The 16,428-nt window shown below is 73.2% G+C and carries 13 protein-coding genes; 8 read left to right on the top strand and 5 right to left on the bottom strand.

The genetic code is table 11. The features are described from left to right. Positions 1–411: 411 nt before the first annotated feature. Genes ACWEPX_RS21990 through ACWEPX_RS21970 form a run of 5 tightly spaced genes read left to right on the top strand, consistent with a single transcriptional unit; the run spans position 412 to position 5,943 of the window. A complete protein-coding gene (locus ACWEPX_RS21990; protein WP_451899085.1) occupies positions 412–1,650 on the top strand; it encodes an ABC transporter substrate-binding protein in 1,239 nt (412 codons plus the stop codon). A gap of 3 nt (positions 1,651–1,653) precedes the next feature. Beyond that, positions 1,654–2,640: a carbohydrate ABC transporter permease gene (locus ACWEPX_RS21985; protein WP_451899084.1), complete on the top strand. Its 987-nt coding sequence runs from the start codon at positions 1,654–1,656 to the stop codon at positions 2,638–2,640. Further along, a complete protein-coding gene (locus ACWEPX_RS21980; RefSeq protein WP_451899083.1) occupies positions 2,637–3,533 on the top strand; it encodes a carbohydrate ABC transporter permease in 897 nt (298 codons plus the stop codon). The genes ACWEPX_RS21985 and ACWEPX_RS21980 overlap by 4 nt, the downstream gene beginning before the upstream one ends. After that, positions 3,530–4,927 (top strand): GH1 family beta-glucosidase, encoded by a 1,398-nt coding sequence (locus tag ACWEPX_RS21975; RefSeq protein ID WP_451899082.1) that lies wholly within the window; start codon positions 3,530–3,532, stop codon positions 4,925–4,927. Before ACWEPX_RS21980 ends, ACWEPX_RS21975 begins: the two co-directional genes overlap by 4 nt. Then, positions 4,924–5,943, top strand: coding sequence for a LacI family DNA-binding transcriptional regulator (locus ACWEPX_RS21970; RefSeq protein WP_451899081.1), 1,020 nt, complete (start codon positions 4,924–4,926; stop codon positions 5,941–5,943). The genes ACWEPX_RS21975 and ACWEPX_RS21970 overlap by 4 nt, the downstream gene beginning before the upstream one ends. Here ACWEPX_RS21970 and ACWEPX_RS21965 read toward each other — a convergent pair. The 4 genes from ACWEPX_RS21965 to lanKC form a co-directional block, all read right to left on the bottom strand. Continuing rightward, on the bottom strand, positions 5,935–7,455 hold the full coding sequence (locus ACWEPX_RS21965) for an ATP-binding cassette domain-containing protein (RefSeq protein WP_451899080.1): 1,521 nt from the start codon (positions 7,453–7,455) through the stop codon (positions 5,935–5,937). The genes ACWEPX_RS21970 and ACWEPX_RS21965 overlap by 9 nt on opposite strands. A 634-nt stretch (positions 7,456–8,089) precedes the next feature. After that, positions 8,090–9,682: an ABC transporter transmembrane domain-containing protein gene (locus ACWEPX_RS21960; protein ID WP_451899079.1), complete on the bottom strand. Its 1,593-nt coding sequence runs from the start codon at positions 9,680–9,682 to the stop codon at positions 8,090–8,092. 220 nt (positions 9,683–9,902) lie between these two features. Further along, positions 9,903–10,046, bottom strand: coding sequence for a SapB/AmfS family lanthipeptide (locus ACWEPX_RS21955; RefSeq protein WP_451899078.1), 144 nt, complete (start codon positions 10,044–10,046; stop codon positions 9,903–9,905). Between the two features lie 22 nt (positions 10,047–10,068). Next, the gene (gene lanKC, locus ACWEPX_RS21950; protein WP_451899077.1) at positions 10,069–12,609 is read right to left on the bottom strand and encodes a class III lanthionine synthetase LanKC; all 2,541 of its coding nucleotides are present in this window, start codon (positions 12,607–12,609) and stop codon (positions 10,069–10,071) included. A 385-nt stretch (positions 12,610–12,994) separates the two neighbouring features. Here lanKC and ACWEPX_RS21945 point away from each other — a divergent pair, with 385 nt between their 5' ends. The 3 genes from ACWEPX_RS21945 (at position 12,995) to ACWEPX_RS21935 (ending at position 15,123) form a co-directional block, all read left to right on the top strand. Further along, complete coding sequence (locus tag ACWEPX_RS21945) at positions 12,995–13,510, top strand: ATP-binding protein (RefSeq protein WP_451899076.1); 516 nt, start codon at positions 12,995–12,997, stop codon at positions 13,508–13,510. A gap of 81 nt (positions 13,511–13,591) precedes the next feature. Next, positions 13,592–14,620, top strand: coding sequence for a LacI family DNA-binding transcriptional regulator (locus tag ACWEPX_RS21940; protein WP_451899075.1), 1,029 nt, complete (start codon positions 13,592–13,594; stop codon positions 14,618–14,620). Between the two features lie 242 nt (positions 14,621–14,862). Further along, positions 14,863–15,123, top strand: coding sequence for a hypothetical protein (locus ACWEPX_RS21935; protein ID WP_451899074.1), 261 nt, complete (start codon positions 14,863–14,865; stop codon positions 15,121–15,123). 50 nt (positions 15,124–15,173) lie between these two features. Here ACWEPX_RS21935 and ACWEPX_RS21930 read toward each other — a convergent pair whose 3' ends face one another. Further along, a complete protein-coding gene (locus ACWEPX_RS21930) occupies positions 15,174–16,376 on the bottom strand; it encodes a YncE family protein (RefSeq protein WP_451899073.1) in 1,203 nt (400 codons plus the stop codon). Positions 16,377–16,428: the final 52 nt, after the last annotated feature.

Here is a 16,428-nt window from a genome sequence, read left to right as displayed (position 1 = left end):
GACGACACCGTCCCGGACGGGCTCGTCGGGTGGGAGCGATTCCGTTCTGGGAGCGCTCCCAGCACAGGCTAACCACGGCTGAGCCGCGCTGTAAACCCCCTGGTCGCCACCGATCGATCACCCGCAGGCACCGGCTCACCACGAGCATGATCGTCGACTCGCGCGTTTGCGCCGGTAGGCACATACGTGACGGCTGCTCAAGCCGCGCCGAGCCCGAAATGTTACGCAGCACCTCCTTGACATGCCTTTGTGGCCGCGAGCACACTGCTCGCACCCAGCTGGGAGCGCTCCCAGGAAGTCCCGCACTGGTGGCCGACCACCGACCACCGGCGCCAACCCATAGGGGTAGCTGTGCGTCAACTGTTCCGGAGGGCACTGGCCCTCAGTGCCGCGGTAACGCTCTCAGGCGGCGTGCTGGCCGCCTGCGGCTCCAGCGACGACACCGGAGGGGGCAGCGGCTCCGACGGTGGTCCCATCGAGCTGACCATCGGCACCTTCACCGAGTTCGGCTACGAGGACCTGCTTGCCGAGTACGAGCGGCTGAACCCGAACGTCAAGATCAAGCACAACAAGACCGGCCAGGGCGGCCCCTACCACCAGCAGCTGTTCACCAAGCTGGGCGCGGGCTCGGGCCTGGAGGACGTCGTCGCGATCGAGGAGGGCCACCTCTCCGACGTCATGGCCAAGGCGAGCCTGTTCAACAACCTGCTGGAGATCGGCCCGGCCGACGTCAAGGCCGACCGGTGGCTGGACTGGAAGTCCCAGCAGGCCACCACCAAGGACGGCAAGCTCATCGGCTACGGCACCGACATCGGCCCGCTGGCCATGTGCTACCGCAAGGACCTCTTCGAGGCCGCCGGTCTGCCCAGCGACCCCGAGGGCGTCAAGCCGCTGTTCGAGACCTGGGACGCCTACTTCGCCGCGGGCGACCGGTTCATCGCCAAGAGCGACGCGGCCTGGTACGACTCCAGCGCCCAGATCTTCAACGCCATGCACAACCAGCTCCCGGTCGGCTTCTTCGACACCGGCGACCAGCTCGTCATCGAGAGCAACGCCGACATCAAGGCCAACTGGGACAAGGTGACCGCGGCCACCGGCCGGGGCCAGTCCGCGAAGCTGGTGGCCTTCAGCAACGAGTGGAACTCCGGCTTCAAGTCCGGCGCGTTCGCCACCAAGACCTGCCCCTCCTGGATGCTCGGCGTGATCAAGAACCAGGCGGGCCCGGAGAACAAGGGCAAGTGGGCCGTCACCGACGCCTTCCCCGGCGGCGGCGGCAACTGGGGCGGCTCCTTCCTGGCGGTCCCGACGCAGAGCAAGCACCCGCAGGAGGCCGCCAAGCTCGCCGCGTGGCTGACCGCCCCGGAGCAGCAGATCAAGGCCTTCGCCAAGACCGGCAACTTCCCCAGCCAGAAGGGCGCCCAGACCGCGCCGGAGCTGCTGGAGAAGACCGACGACTACTTCGGCGTCAAGGCGGGCGAGCTGTTCGCCAAGCAGGCGGTCAAGGTCGGCAAGGCGCAGTACAAGGGCCCCGGTGACGGCCGCATCCAGGAGAACGTGACCAGCCCGGCGCTGCAGTCGGTCGAGCAGGGCACCGCGCCCGCCGACGCCTGGGCGCAGGTGGTCGCGGGCGCCGCGAAGATCGCGAAGTAGCGCATGACCACCGATCTCCGGCAACGCCCGGCCCGCGCCCCCCGGCGCGGGCCGGGCGTCCCGGCGCGTCCGGGCCTGCGCGACCGGCTGGCCCGGTGGGACGTGCGGTTCTCCCCCTACCTCTACGTCGCGCCGTTCTTCGTCGTCTTCGGCATCGTCGGCCTGTTCCCGCTGCTCTACACCGGCTACGTCTCGCTGTTCGACTGGGAGCTCATCGAGGACAGCCCGGAGTTCATCGGGCTGGACAACTACGCCAACCTGATGGTCGACGAGCAGTTCTGGAAGGTGCTGGTCAACACCTTCAGCATCTTCCTGCTCTCCAGCATCCCGCAGATCATCGTCGCGGTGATGATCGCCTACCTGCTCAACGCCAAGCTGCGGGCGCCGACGACCTGGCGGGTCAGCGTGCTGCTGCCGTACGTGGCCTCGCTGGTGGCGCTGGGCATCATCTTCGCCAACCTGTTCGGCCCGCAGTTCGGCCTGGTGAACACCATCCTGGAGACCTTCGGCCTGGACCGGGTCGACTGGCAGGCCGACCGCTTCTCCAGCCACGTGGCGATCGCGGTCATGGTGAACTGGCGCTGGACCGGCTACAACGCGCTGATCGTCCTGGCGGCGATGCAGGCCATCCCGAAGGACCTCTACGAGGCCGCGGTGGTCGACGGCGCCTCGGCCTGGCGGCGGTTCGTCAGCATCACCCTGCCATTGCTGCGCCCGACGCTGATCTTCGTGGTGATCACCTCGACCATCGGCGGGCTGCAGATCTTCACCGAGCCCAAGCTGTTCTCGGAGATGCCGGGCTCCAACAACGGCGGCGCGACCAACCAGTACCAGACGGTGACGCTCTACATGTACCAGTCGGCGTTCGAGCAGCAGGACTTCGGCTACGCCTCGGCGATCGCGTGGGTGCTGTTCCTCATCATCATCGTGATCGCGCTCATCAACTTCCTGCTGACCCGCAGGCTGGCCGGGACGGGGTCGAAGCCATGACCATGACCGGGACGCGGCCGACCGCGCTGCCGACCAAGGCGCTGCGGCGCAGCGCGCGCAACGAGAACCGCTCCTCCGGCGGGCGGGCGGGGTTCTGGACCTACGGGCTGCTGCTGGCCTTCGTCGCGGGATCGGTGTTCCCGTTCTACTGGCAGTTCCTCGTCGCCTCGCGCGACTCGTCCATGCTCACCGACAAGATCCCGCCGCTGCTGCCGGGCGGCAACTTCTTCGACAACGCGGCCCGGGTGTTCGACTCGGTCCCGTTCTGGAAGTCGATGGGCAACAGCCTGATCGTGGCGGGCACGGTCACCTTCACGACCGTGCTGTTCTCCACGCTGGCCGGGTTCGCCTTCGCCAAGCTGCGCTTCCGCGGCAGCAACGGGCTGTTCCTGTTCGTCGTGGCGACCCTGGCCGTGCCGACGCAGCTGGGCATCATCCCGCTCTACATGGCGATGGCGGAGTTCGGCTGGACCGGCGAGCTGCAGGCGGTCATCGTGCCCAACCTGGTGACCGCGATCGGGGTGTTCTGGATGCGCCAGTACACCGTGGAGGCGGTGCCGTACGAGCTGATCGAGGCCGCGCGCGTGGACGGCTGCTCGATGCTGCGCACGTTCTGGCACGTCTGCCTGCCCGCGGTGCGGCCCGCCGCGGCGTTCCTGGCCATGTTCACGTTCATGACCTCGTGGAACGACTTCGTCTGGCCGCTGGTGGTGCTCAACGCCGACAACCCCACCGTGCAGCTGGCGCTGGAGCGCCTGCAGTCGGGCTACTACATCGACTACTCGCTGGTGCTCGCGGGGACGACGCTGGCGACCATTCCCGTTCTCATCGTCTTCGTCCTGCTCGGCCGCCAGATCGTGGCGGGCATCATGCAGGGCGCCGTTAAGGGGTGACCTTGTCCGTCCAAACCGATCCGACCGAAGCGACCCTTCGGTTCCCGCCCGGCTTCCTGTGGGGCGCGGCCACCGCCGCCTACCAGGTCGAGGGCGCCACCGCGGCGGACGGCCGCACACCGTCCATCTGGGACACCTTCAGCCAGACGCCCGGCCGGGTGGTCGGCGGCGACACCGGCGAACCGGCGGCCGACCACTACCGGCGCATGCCGCAGGACGTCGCGCTGATGCGCGAGCTGGGCCTGGGGGCCTACCGGTTCTCCCTGGCCTGGCCTCGGGTGCGCCCCGACGGCGGCCGGGAGAACCCGGCTGGCCTGGACTTCTACGACCGGCTGGTGGACGAGCTGCTGGCCGCGGGCATCACCCCGTGCGCCACGCTCTACCACTGGGACCTGCCGCAGAAGCTGGAGGACGCGGGCGGCTGGACCGCGCGCGACACCGCCTACCGCTTCGCCGAGTACGCCGAGTCGGCCGCGCGCAGGCTCGGCGACCGGGTGCCGGTGTGGAGCACGCTGAACGAGCCGTGGTGCGCGGCCTTCCTCGGCTACGGCAGCGGCGTGCACGCCCCCGGGCGCACCAGCGGCGCCGACGCGCTCGCCGCCGCCCACCACCTGCTGCTCGCGCACGGGCTCGGCATGCGGGTGCTGCGCGAGCACGCCCCGACGGCGGCCGCGGGGATCACGGTGAACCTGTACCCGGTGCTGCCCGCCAATCCGGAGTCCGCGGCCGACCGCGACGCCGTGCGGCGCATCGACGGGCTCCAGAACCGGCTGTTCCTCGACCCGGTGCTGCGCGGGCAGTACCCGGCGGACGTGCTCGCCGACGTGGCCGGGTACGGCCTCGACGAGCGCATCCAGGACGGCGACCTGGAGGTGATCGGCGCGCCGGTGGACTTCGTGGGGGTGAACTTCTACCGCGACTGGTGCGTCTCGGCCGAGGACGACGGCGCCTTCGACCCCGGCTGGCCGGGCAGCGAGCGGGTGTCGTTCCGCTCCCGCGGGCTGCCGGTCACCGCGTCGGGGTGGGAGGTGCGCGCCGCCGGGCTGACCGAGTGCCTGGTGGACGCCGACCGCCGCTACCCGGGGATGACCTGGTACGTCCACGAGAACGGCGCCGCCTACCCGGACGAGGTGGTCGACGGCGCGGTGAACGACGTCGAGCGCCTGGCGTACCTGGAGAGCCACGTCGCGGCCGCGCACGCGGCGATCGCGGCGGGGGTCGACCTGCGGGGCTACTTCTACTGGTCGCTGCTGGACAACTTCGAGTGGGCGCAGGGCTACGCGCACCGGTTCGGCCTGGTGCACGTCGACTACGCGACCCAGGTCCGCACGCCCAAGCGCAGCGCGCTGTGGTACGCGCGCCTGGCCCGGTCCAACGTGGTGCCCGGGCCATGAGCGAGGCGGTCGACCGCGCCCCGGTGACCCTGGAGGAAGTCGCCAGGGCCGCCGGGGTGTCCCGGTCCACGGTGTCGCGGGTGATCAACGACCTGCCCGGGGTGAGCAAGCGGGCCAGGGAGGCGGTGGCCGCGGCGATCACCTCCCTGCGGTACGTGCCGAACCAGGCCGCCCGCAACCTGGTCACCCGGCGGACGGACTCCATCGCCGTGGTCGTCTCGGAGAAGGGCGACCAGGTCTTCGGCGACCCGTTCTTCGCGGGCGTGCTGCGCGGGGTGTCGGCCGGGCTCGGGAACAGCCGCAAGCAGCTGGTGCTGCTGATGAGCCACGACGACACCGACCGCGACACGCTGGAGAGCTACCTGTGCAGCGGGCACGTCGACGGCGCGATCGTGGTCAGCCTGCACGGCAACGACCTGCTGCCGCGGCGGCTGGTGGACGCCGGGCTGCCGGTGGTGCTGGTGGGCAGGCCGCTGGCGGGCGGGTCGGTGCCCTACGTCGACGCCGACAACCTGACCGGCGGGCTGATCGCCGCCCGGCACCTGCTGTCGCTGGGCCGCTCGCGGATCGGGACCATCGCGGGCCCGGACGACATGGCGGTGGGCATCGACCGGCTGATCGGCTGGCGGCGGGCGCTCGGCGACGCCAAGCGGCCCACCGACGCGGTCGTGCACAGCCGCTTCGCCATCGACGCGGGCGCGCGGGCGATGGAGGAGCTGCTGGAGCGGCACCCGGACGTGGACGCGGTGTTCGCCGCGGCCGACATCATCGCGGTGGGGGCGATGCGGCACCTGCGCAGCCGGGGCGTGCGGGTGCCGGAGGACATCGCCGTCGTGGGCTTCGACGACGCGGTGCTGGCGACGATGGCCTCCCCGCCGCTGACCACCGTGCGGCAGCCGGTCGAGGAGCTGGGGCGCACCACCACGTGGCGGCTGCTGGCGCAGCTCGCGGGCGAGCGGCACCTGCCGCCGTCGATCCTGCTGCCGACCGAGCTGATCGTGCGCGCGTCAGCCTGACCACGCCGCGACCAGGCCCGCGTACTGCGGGGAGCGGCAGGCCAGGTCGGCGTGCTCGCCGAGGATGGCGTGCCTGCCGTCGAGCAGCAGGACGCGGCCCGCGCGCCGGGCGGCGGACATGCGGTGGGCGATGACGACCAGGATGCCGCCGCGGCGGGCGATGGCCGCCTCCGCCGCGGCCTCCTGGGCGGCGCCGAGGTGGGAGGTGGCCTCGTCGAGGACGACGATCGGCGCGTCGGTGGTGTGCACGCGGGCGAGGGCGACGAGCTGGCGGTCGGCGGGGTCGAGGCCGCTGGCGTCGGCGTCGAGGTCCAGGTGGCCCGCGCCGACCTCGCGGGCGGCCGCAGCGATGCGCTCGTCGTCCGCGTCGGGGTTGAGGAGGGCGATGTTCTCCCGGATGGTCCCGGCGAAGACGTAGGCCTCCTGCGGGGTGAAGGCGATGTAGCCGGGGGCCACGCGGTCGACGGGCACGCCGCCGATCGCCACGGTGCCCTGCTGGATCGGCAGGAGCCCGGTCAGCAGCCCGGCGAGGGTGGATTTGCCGATGCCGGACGGGCCGACGACGCAGAGGTGGTCCCCGGGGCGCAGGTCGAGGTCGAAGCCGTCGAGGACGGGCTCGGCGTGCTCGCCCCAGCGGTGGGTGAGGCCGCGGACCTCGATGCTCGGGGTGGCGGGCCGCTCGGTCCCGGGCTGGCGGTCATCGGCACGTCCGCGCCGCCCGCGCCGTGGGCCAGCACCGCGCCCGCGGCCAGCACCAGGCCCGCGGTCAGCACCGCGCCCGCGGTCAGCACCACGCCCGCGGTCAGCACCGGGCACGCGGTCAGCACCGGGCACGCGGCCAGCACCGGGCACGCGGTCAGCACCGGGCACGCCGAGAGCATCGGTCTCGGCGGCTTCGGCGAGCCTGCGCAGGGCCACGACCAGCCGCAGGACGACGGTGCTCGCCGTGGCCGCCAACCCGGTGAGCGCCGGGTGCAGCGAACCGGTCAGGTAGACGAGCACGCCGAGCAGCTCGGCCGACGGCGGAGCGATGGCGAGCACCAGCACGACCGGGAGGAACGCGCCGACCCCGACCACACCGACCCGCAGCGCGGAGGCCGCCGCCAGGGTGGTCGCCGCGTCCGCCTGCCTGCCCGCGGCGTCCCGGACCGACTGCGCCGCTGTGTCGTGGGCGGCGCAGGCGGCGATGTCGGGCAGCCCGGCCAGGACGGCGCCGGCCGCGGCGGCGGTGTCCTCGTCGGCGAGCGTCAGCGCCCGCTGCCGACGGGCGAGCGCCGGAAGCAACCCCGCGAACGCCACCGCGACCACCGCGACCGGCCCGGCGACCGCCCACACGACATCACCCGCAACGACCGCAACTCCAAGCACGGCCGCAACCGCCGTGACCATCATCCCGCGCGCCTGCACCAACATCCCCGCCGTGGCATCCCGCACGATCTCCACATGCTGGGCGATCCGCGCAACCGCCGACGCATCCGGCGCCACCCGATGCCCGGTCCGATCCCGCAGCACCCCCCGCACCACCACCCGAACCAACGCATCCCGCACAGGTTCGACAACCACCCCCAACCGACTCCACACCATCCGCGCCCCCACAGCCCCGACGACCGCCACCCCACCAAACGCAACCAGCCGCAGCACACCGTCAAGCGGCCGCCCCACAGCAAACCCATCAGCGACAGCGGACTGCACGAGCGCGCCGGAGAGGAAGGCGGGCAACCCTTCGAGCAGCGAACAGCCCAACAGCACAAGCCACCCCCGCCACTGAGCCCCAAGCACCCGCCAATACACACCCCACGCGCTCACCGGATCACCCCCAGCCGAGCCAGCCCCGCCCTACCCGCCCACCCACTCCCCGACCAGCCAGCCACATCGCCACCGCGGACCACCCCCGCCTCGACGATGACCGCAGCCCAGCGGACACCCCACACCACCGCCGCCAGCTCAACGCCCCTCTCACACCCACCTACCACGCTCACCCGAACACCCCCCGACAAGCCAGTCCCGCCCTGACCGCCCACCCGCTCACCAACCAGGCACCGACGGGCGCGGCTGACCGCGCTCGGCTTGGCAATGACCGCAGCCCGGCAAGTGCCCAACACCACCGCCGCCTGCGCGACACCCAACTCACACCCACCTGCCGCGCTCACCCGAACACCTCCCGGTAAGCCGGATCCGCCCACAGCTCGACGTGCGGGGCGATAGCGGTTACGCGGCCGTCGGACAGCCAGATGACGAAGTCGGCGCGGCGGGCGGTGCCTGCTCTGGTGGTGACTGCGACGCGGGTGGTGGTGGGGAGGGTTTCGGAGAGGGCGGCCTCCACCTCGGCTTCCGTTACCGCGTCCAGCGCGGCGGTCGCTTCGTTGAGGACCAGGAGGCGGGGGTGGGGGGCTATGGCGCGGGCCAGGCCGAGGCGTTGGGATTCGCCGCCGGAGAGGGGGGTGGCGGACATGGGGGTGGACCAGGCGGCCGGGAGGCGGGTGACGAGGTGGTCGACGCGGGCGGTGCGGCAGGCGGTGCGGACGTCGACGGGGCCCGCGCCGTAGGCGACGGCGTCGGCGACGGTCGTGCCCAGCAGGACCGGGCGGGCGAAGGCGACGCCGATCGCGGCTCGGCGGTCGGCGATGTCGGGGATGGGAACCCCGTCGAGTCGGGCGGTTCCGGCCGTGGGCGGCGCGCCCGCCAGCACGGCGGCCAGATCTCGCCCGCCTTCACCGACGACCGCGACGGAAGCCCCGCCAGGGACCACCAAGTCCACTTCGGACAATGCCCCGAAGCTGACCCCCTCCAGGGTCACCGTCCCCGGGCCCTCGGGCAGCGCGCGGGTCGGTGGGGCGGGCAGCGGGGTGTCGACGATCTCGGCGATGCGGGCCGAGCAGGCGCGGGCGCGGGCCAGGCCGGTCAGCGCCGACACCTGCCCGACGATCCCCAGCCCGAGCGTCGCGTAGCCGAGGACGGCCAGGACGTCGCCGACGGTGAGCCTGCCCGCCATCAGCCCGAACCCGGCCGCCACCAGCACCGCCACCTGGACCGCAGGCCGCAGGAGCCCGCCGCGCCAGACCATCCTGGCCTGGCCGCGCCAGATCGCGCTGCCCGCGGCGGCCAGCGACGGCAGCGGGCGCAGCACGCGCTCGGCCTCCTGGTCGGCGATCCCGGCCGCCGCGATCGTGCGCAGCCCGCGCACGGCGTCGAGCAGGCGGGCGCCCAGCTCGCCCGTGACGGACTGGTACGCCGCGACATCCGCGGCGGTGATCTTCACGTGCGACCGGGCGATCAGCAGCGCCACCGGCAGCGCGACCAGGAACACCGCCGCCACCCGCCAGTCCACCACCGCCAGCAGCACGACAGCCCCGACCGACACCAGCCCACCCGAGACGACCTGCACGGCCAGCGCGGTCACCTGGGCCGCGCCCGCGCAGTCGCTGGTCAACCGCCCCACCGCATCCCCGTCGGCGAACCGCCCCGGCCCGAGCCGGATCAGGTGGACGGCGACCTCGCCCCGCAGCCGCGCCCCGGTTCGCGCCGTGACCCGCGCGGACACCAGCAGCCCCAGCACCTCCGCGGCCACCGCCCCCACCCCGGCGACCGCCACCGCCACCACCCCGCCCCCGTTCACCGCGCCTGCGAGGGCGGCGGGCAGCACCAGCGCCGCGGCCGTCCCCGCGATGCCGAGGACGACCAGCAGCGCCGCGGGGCCGCGCTCGACCGCCGCCACCAGCACCCGATCACCCGCAGCCACCACGCCTCCCTCTTGACTCGCGCCAGCGCAGCCGCCCGGCGACCCGGTCCGCTGAAGCCCCAGGGCCACCGGCGCCAGGTGAACCGGGAACCTCCCCTCCGACCCGGTCCCGCCAGGCGGAACCCGCAGGGGCCCACTGGTTGGAACACCGCGCGTGGGGTCAGAATGAGGTGCGGGAGCGGCGCACCAGTCCTGCGCCGCTCCCGCGTTCAGCTGGTGCCTAGTGGCAGGTCAGCAGGCTGATCGTGCTGTTGGCGCAGGACGCGAGCAGGCTGAGGTTCGACGCGCCGCCGCCGTGGCTGCCGCCGCCGTAGCCCAGGTCCTCGGGCGCGTCCAGGTTCTGCAGTTCCAGGACCATGTCCATGATGTCGTTCCTCTCCGTGGTTTCACTGCCCGGCCGGGTGGGCCGGAGTCGGGTGGGCCGCTCCGAAGAACGGCAGCACGCGGCCGTGGCCGTCGCCGACGGCCGCCAGGGTGAGCAGGACGCCCGCGCCGCCGGTGGCCAGGTCCATCGACAGCCGCAGGAGCTGGTTGCCCGGCACCGCGATCCCGCCGCCGTAGGGCACGGCGTGCCAGGCCAGCGCCGACAGGTGCGTGCGGATCGCCGCGGCGCGCTCGGGGGTCGGTGACCGCCGCTGCGCGGCCGCCAAGGCCGCGACCAGCCCGCACCGGCCGTAGAGCAGGCCCGGGTGGATCACGAACTCGCCGTGGCAGCCGCGCAGCAGCTCTGGCTGGCGCGCCAGGCACGCCGCCCCGGGCCGCCGCGCCGCCAGCTCCTCGATCACCAGCGCGACGCCCGCGCCGCCGACCGCGACGTAGGGCAGCGTGCGCGCCCCGCCGTCGCGGACCTGCAGCGCGCCGTCGTCGGTGACCACGCATTCGTCGAGGTCGCGGGCGATCGCGCGCTCGGCGAGGTCGAGCCAGCCCGCGTCCCCGGTCTCGTCGTGCAGCCGGGTGAACAGCAGGGCCGGTCCCGACCAGCCCGACACCAGGCCCGCGCGCCCCACCTCGCCCGGCGGCGGCGCGGCGGCCAGCGCGTCGGCCAGCCGCTCGCCGATGCCCACCGCGGCCTTGAGGTGCTCGCGGTCGGCGGCGAAGTGCAGCCGGGTGAGCCCGATGCCCGCCAGCCCGCCGCCGTAGCCGTGGTCGCGGGTCTGCTCCACCAGCGTCGACGCGCCGTCGATCAGGTCCAGCGCGGCCTGGGTGTGGCCGAGGGAGTCCAGCGCGAAGGCGATGCCGTGCGCGCCGTCGAGCAGGCCGGGCCGCGCGGGCGGCGTGCGGCGCACCGCGGCCAGCAGCCACTCCTCGTGCTCGGGGTGGCGGCCCTGCCCGGTGGCGTGCAGCGCGTGGAGCACCCCGGCCGCGCCGTAGGACAGACCCGTCCCGCCGAGCCGGAACTGCTCGATGTCACCCGGGAACAGCCGGTCGGCCCGCTGCGGCGTCGCGCTGGCCAGGATCGCGGCGCCCAGGTCGGCCCGCACCCGCGCCCAGTCCGGCGACGGCTCGTCCAGCGCGGTGCGCAGCGGCGGCTCGGGCGCGAGCACCGCCCTGATCGAGTCGGCGTAGCCCGCGGGCAGCGGGAAGCGCCGCTCGATGACCTCGACCAGCCCGGCGAGCTTGCCCGGCGCCAGCTCCAGCATCGCGTTGAGCGGCAGGAAGACCCACAGCTTCAGCGCGGCCAGGGCGTAGCGGTCGATGTCGAAGCCGGCGCGGTCGGCGGGGGCGCGGAAGCCGGGCGCGCCGAGCGCGGGCCGCTGGCCGGTCTCGACCGGGAACGCCATCTCGTAGTCGATCAACGAGACGCTGTCGTCGTCATCGACGAGGATGTTGAGGGAGTGCAGGTCGCCGAACACCACGCCGCGGGCGTGCACCTGCTCCAGCAGCCGCTCGACGCGGGCGACGATCGCGCAGGCCCGCTCGGTGAACTCGGCGACGCCCGCGCCGTCGTGGCGGGTCAGCGGGTAGCTGCGCGCCAGCCACGGCCCGAGCGGGCGGCCGGGCATCGGCTGCATGGCCAGGAAGCTGTGCTCCCACACGGTGATCAGCTCGTAGGCCCGCGGCACGCCCTCGATCCCGTCGAGGCGGCGCAGGACGTCGTGCTCGCGGACCAGCCGCGCCACCGCGTCCACCCCGTCGCGGTCCAGACCGGCGTGCGGCCGGGCTTCCTTGAGCACGACCTCGCGGCCGTCGGCCTTGGCCGTCGCCCGGTACACCCCGCCGCCGTTGGAGAAGTGCAGCGACGAGGTGACCTGGTACGGGAAGCGGCCGGGATCGCCGGAGCGGCGCGCGGCCAGGTGCGGGGCGAGGCAGGGCGGCAGCTCGACCCACGGCGGCACCCGGAACGTCGGGGTGCGCTCGTCGGGGACCAGCTCGCCGCCGGGGCCGCGCAGCGCCAGCACCCGCGCCCCGTCGAATTCCACCCAGCGCTCGACGAATCCGCCATACCGGACGTAGAGCGGGCCGTCGCCGTAGCGGAGATCGCTGAGAATGTAGGGACCGGAGAAACCGGCGAGTTTGCCCGCCAATCCGTCGAGAAGATCGGACAGCTGGGCGTCGTCAACCGGGTAGATGGTAACCAACTTGCCGCTGGCCGACCGCGGCGCATATTTTGCGTTCCGGGCCAGCAAAATGCTCTTGCCGCGCAAATGCTTGAACGCGACCCGGGCGGCGAAGCAATGATCGGCGACGATCCGCAGCAGCTTTTCGGCGTTGTCCAGCGTCGCCGAAACATGGATCTTCCAGCCTTGGTCGGGGGTGGCCACCCCGTGCGGGTTCAGCACCCGCCAAGTGCCTTGATCAGCGCTGTCCCACCCGTGCGCCGGGGTGGGCACCGCGGCGGTGAAGCCCGCATCGGAATCCGCGGCGGTCCGCTGCTCGTCGAAGAACAGCGGATCGGCGAAGCAGAACGCCTCATACCGCAGATCCATCGTGGTCCTTCCCTGCCAATTCCGAGTCGGCGGCCCGAGAATCCCGCGCCCGGCGGGTCGCCAATCATTCCCGCACATTTGGCAGCCGCAGGCCATCCGCCGATCCAGCGGTGTGGGCCCGGCGCGCGGCCGACCGATCGGCCGCATTACCCACTGGTGACTGCCGCGTTGCGTAGTCGAATTGACCGGCAGAATCACCCGTTTGCCGCGTATCCCGGCCCGCACCTCGGACGACGCGCAGAAGTGCGTGATGCTCACCTTCGGCCACCGGTGGCAGGTTTCGATCTCCGCGGGCACAGCGGGTGACCACCCGGACCGGGCTGTGGCCTGCGGGGGTGTCCGTGGCACCATCTGGCGGACGCGGGCCGCCCCGGAGGGAGATGCCATGCACGAGCGGACCGAACAGGTCGACGACCTCCACCTGGTCGCCCTGCCCAGCGCCGTGGGCTGCGCGGAGATGTTCGTGCGCTTCTCGCTGACCGAGTGGTCGCTGCGCGATCTGCGCGACCTGGCCGCCGAGACCGTCCGCGAGCTGACCAAGGCGGTGGTGGCCGCCGCGGACCCGGCCAACCCCGGCATGCTCACCGCCCGCGCCCGGCTGTCCGGCGGCGACCTGGTCATCGAGATCGAGCCGCCGCACCCGGTCGCGGCCCCGCCCGTCCCGGCCGGGGCGCGCGCGGGCGCGCTGGACATCGGCGGCGGCCGGACCATGCTGTGGGCGGCCATCGCGCTGCCGTCGGGCATGTCGGCCTCGGCCGTCCCGCTGCCCCGCCGCCAGCGCAGGCCCTCGGCGCAGACCGTGCGCGGCAATCCGCCGGACGAGCCGATCGGCGCCGACGCCGAGACCATGCAGCGCATCCTCTTCGGCCTGAGCGGACGCCGCGAGCGCGACCAGCGGTGACACCGCCCGCGCGCCCGCGGCTTAAGCTGATCGTGCGCCTGCCCACCAGGGACCGGCGGCGCGATCGGAGTTGAGTTGAGCATGACGGAGTCGGACGAGCGGGCGGCGCCGACGCTGGAAGAGGTGGCCCGGGTCGCCGGGGTCTCCCGTTCCACGGTGTCGCGGGTGATCAACGACATGCCCGGGGTCAGCAAGCGGGCCAAGGAGGCGGTCACCGAGGCGATCGCCGCCCTGCGCTACGTGCCCAACCAGGCCGCCCGCAGCCTGGTCACCCGGCGCACCAACTCCATCGCCCTGGTCGTGTCCGAGCAGGGCGACCGCGTCTTCGGCGACCCGTTCTTCGCGGGCGTGCTGCGCGGGGTCTCGGCCGGGATGTCGGCCGGGCACCGCCAGCTGGTGCTGATGATGGGCCGCACCGACGTCGACGACTCGGTGGCCAACTACCTCTGCGGCGGCCACGTCGACGGCGCGGTCGTGGTCAGCCTGCACGGCCACGACCCGCTGCCCAAGCGGCTGGCCGACGCGGGCCTGCCGGTGGTGGTCGTCGGCAGGCCGCTGGGCGACACCGCGGTGCCGTACGTGGACTCCGACAACATGTCCGGCAGCCTGCAGGCCGCCCGGCACCTGGTGGAGATCGGCCGCAAGCGCATCGCCACGATCGCGGGCCCGGAGGACATGGCCGTCGGCATGGACCGGCTCACCGGCTGGCGGCGCGGCATGACCGAGGCGGGCCTCAAGCCCGACCTGGTCGTGCACAGCGACTTCTCCGGCAAGGACGGCGCCGCGGCGATGGCCGAGCTCCTCGACCGCGACCCGACCATCGACGGCGTGTTCGCCGCGGCCGACATCATCGCCGTCGGCGCCCTGCGCACCCTCGCCGACCGCGGCAGGCGCGTGCCCGAGGACGTCGCCGTCGTCGGCCACGACGACTCGATCCTGGCGACCTCGACCACCCCGGCCCTGACGACGGTCCGCCAGTCCGTCGAGGAGCTCGGCCGCAGCGCGACCTGGCGCCTGCTGGCCCAGCTCGAAGGCGAGACGCACCTGCCGCCCTCGGTCCTGCTGCCCACCGAGCTGGTCGTCCGCGGCTCCACGCTGACCACGCCCTGACCGCCCCCTGACGCGCCCCCTGGCGCGCCGCCCGCCCCCAGGCCGTCGACCCGCCCGCGGCGGGCAGGTGAAACCGCAGGTCATGGCCGGTGGCGGCAGCCCAGCGGGCAGTCACGTTAATTCGTCCCTAAGAATCGTCACAACCGGTAACGTGGGCTGGGTCTCAACACGATGCAACTGGGTGAAGGGGTAACGCATCCGACTGAGGCAGACCGAGATCTCCACTACCGGGGGGGACGAAGATGGACACCGAACCGCATGAACTGAGCTACCGGGCCAGGGCGATGCTGCGCGCGATCGCCGCGGGCCGGGCGACCCTGCGCTGCGGGCGCGAGCCGGACCTCTACATCGACGGCATGCCCTGCTGCGACCAGTTCAGCGCGCACGAGCTCATCCACGACGGCCTCGTGGCCACCGCGACCGGCGCCTTCGGGCAGTTCGTCCCGGCCGCGCTCACCCCGGCGGGCTCCGCCGCGCTGGGCGCGCAGGTCGCCGCCGCGTGAGAGCGGGCTCCGGCCCGGCAGGACGCTGCCGGGCCGGAGCCGACCCACCGCTAGCCGCCCCAGCCCGCCGGGACCACACCCGGGCGGATGCGCTGGGGGTGGTCGCCGACCGGGATGGTCAGCACCCGCTCGCCGGTGCCGAAGTCGATCACCGAGACGCGGTCGGCCGCGCTCTCGGAGAGCACGCAGGACCGGCCGTCGCGGCTGACCGCCGCCCAGTACGGCTTGGCGGCGGGCACCATCGGCCCCGGCGTCAGCGTCGCGCGGTCGACGACGGTGGCGTAGTCGTCCACCGTGCCCGCGACGCACAGCTTCGCGCCGTCCGGGCTCATCGCCATGCCGTGGTGGCGGGAGTCGTTGACCCAGGTCGTGCGGTCCGGGTTGGTCGCCGGGTTCCGGGGCAGCTCCTTGGCCCGCGTGATGCGGTCGGCCGCCACGTCGTACTCCAGGAAGCCGTTGAAGAACGACACCTGGAAGTACAGCAGCCGCCCGTCCGGGCTGAACGCGACCGGCCGCACCGCGTCGGACAGGTCCCGGCGGCCGAAGGCGTCCAGGCGCTCCCGCATGTCGATGACCTCGACCACCTCGTAGGTCGCCGGGTCCACGACGGTGATCCTGCGGTCGCCCTTGGTCCAGTCCAGCTCCGGGGCGTCGAGCGCGGTGGTGACCTCGCCGATGGACATGTTCCACAGCCGCCTGCCGCCGTCGGTGTAGACGTTCTCGTGCGGCTTGTCGCCCGTGCGGAACGACCCCAGCTCCCGGCCGGTCTCGATGTCGAGCACGTGGACGGTGTTGGACGTCGACGCCGACACCGCGACCGCGGTCCCGTCCGGGGAGATCGCCATGTGGTCGGAGCGGAAGCCCGACACCGGGAACCGCCAGCGCAGCGCCCCGGTCGCCAGGTCGATGGCCACCACGTCGGCGAAGCTGGGGCGCGAGGCCACCAGCGCCGTGCCGTCCGGGGTCGAGTGCACGTCGTCCACGAGCTGGTCGTGGCCCTCGCCGGGGCCGTGCCGGACGCCGAGGAAGAAGGCGAGCCGGACGGGGTTGAGGGAGATCTCGCGCAGCCGGGCGGCGCGGTCGGGCACGACGTCGACCCGGCCGATCTTGGCGTGCCGGTGGTCGAGGACGTCAACCGTGCCGTCCCAGTTGTTGCCGACGAACAGCACCTCGCGCGGGGGCGGGGCCGCGGCGGCGGGCGGGGCGGCCGCGGCGAGGACGGCGGCGCAGGCGGCGACGAGTGCTCTTCTCACGGGGACCTCCACATGGCTACCGTGCGGTAGGAACCAGCGAACAGCAGCGCGC

It is taken from the genome of Actinokineospora sp. NPDC004072 (assembly GCF_053604195.1).
This window is presented reverse-complemented; position numbering and strand designations above follow the sequence as displayed.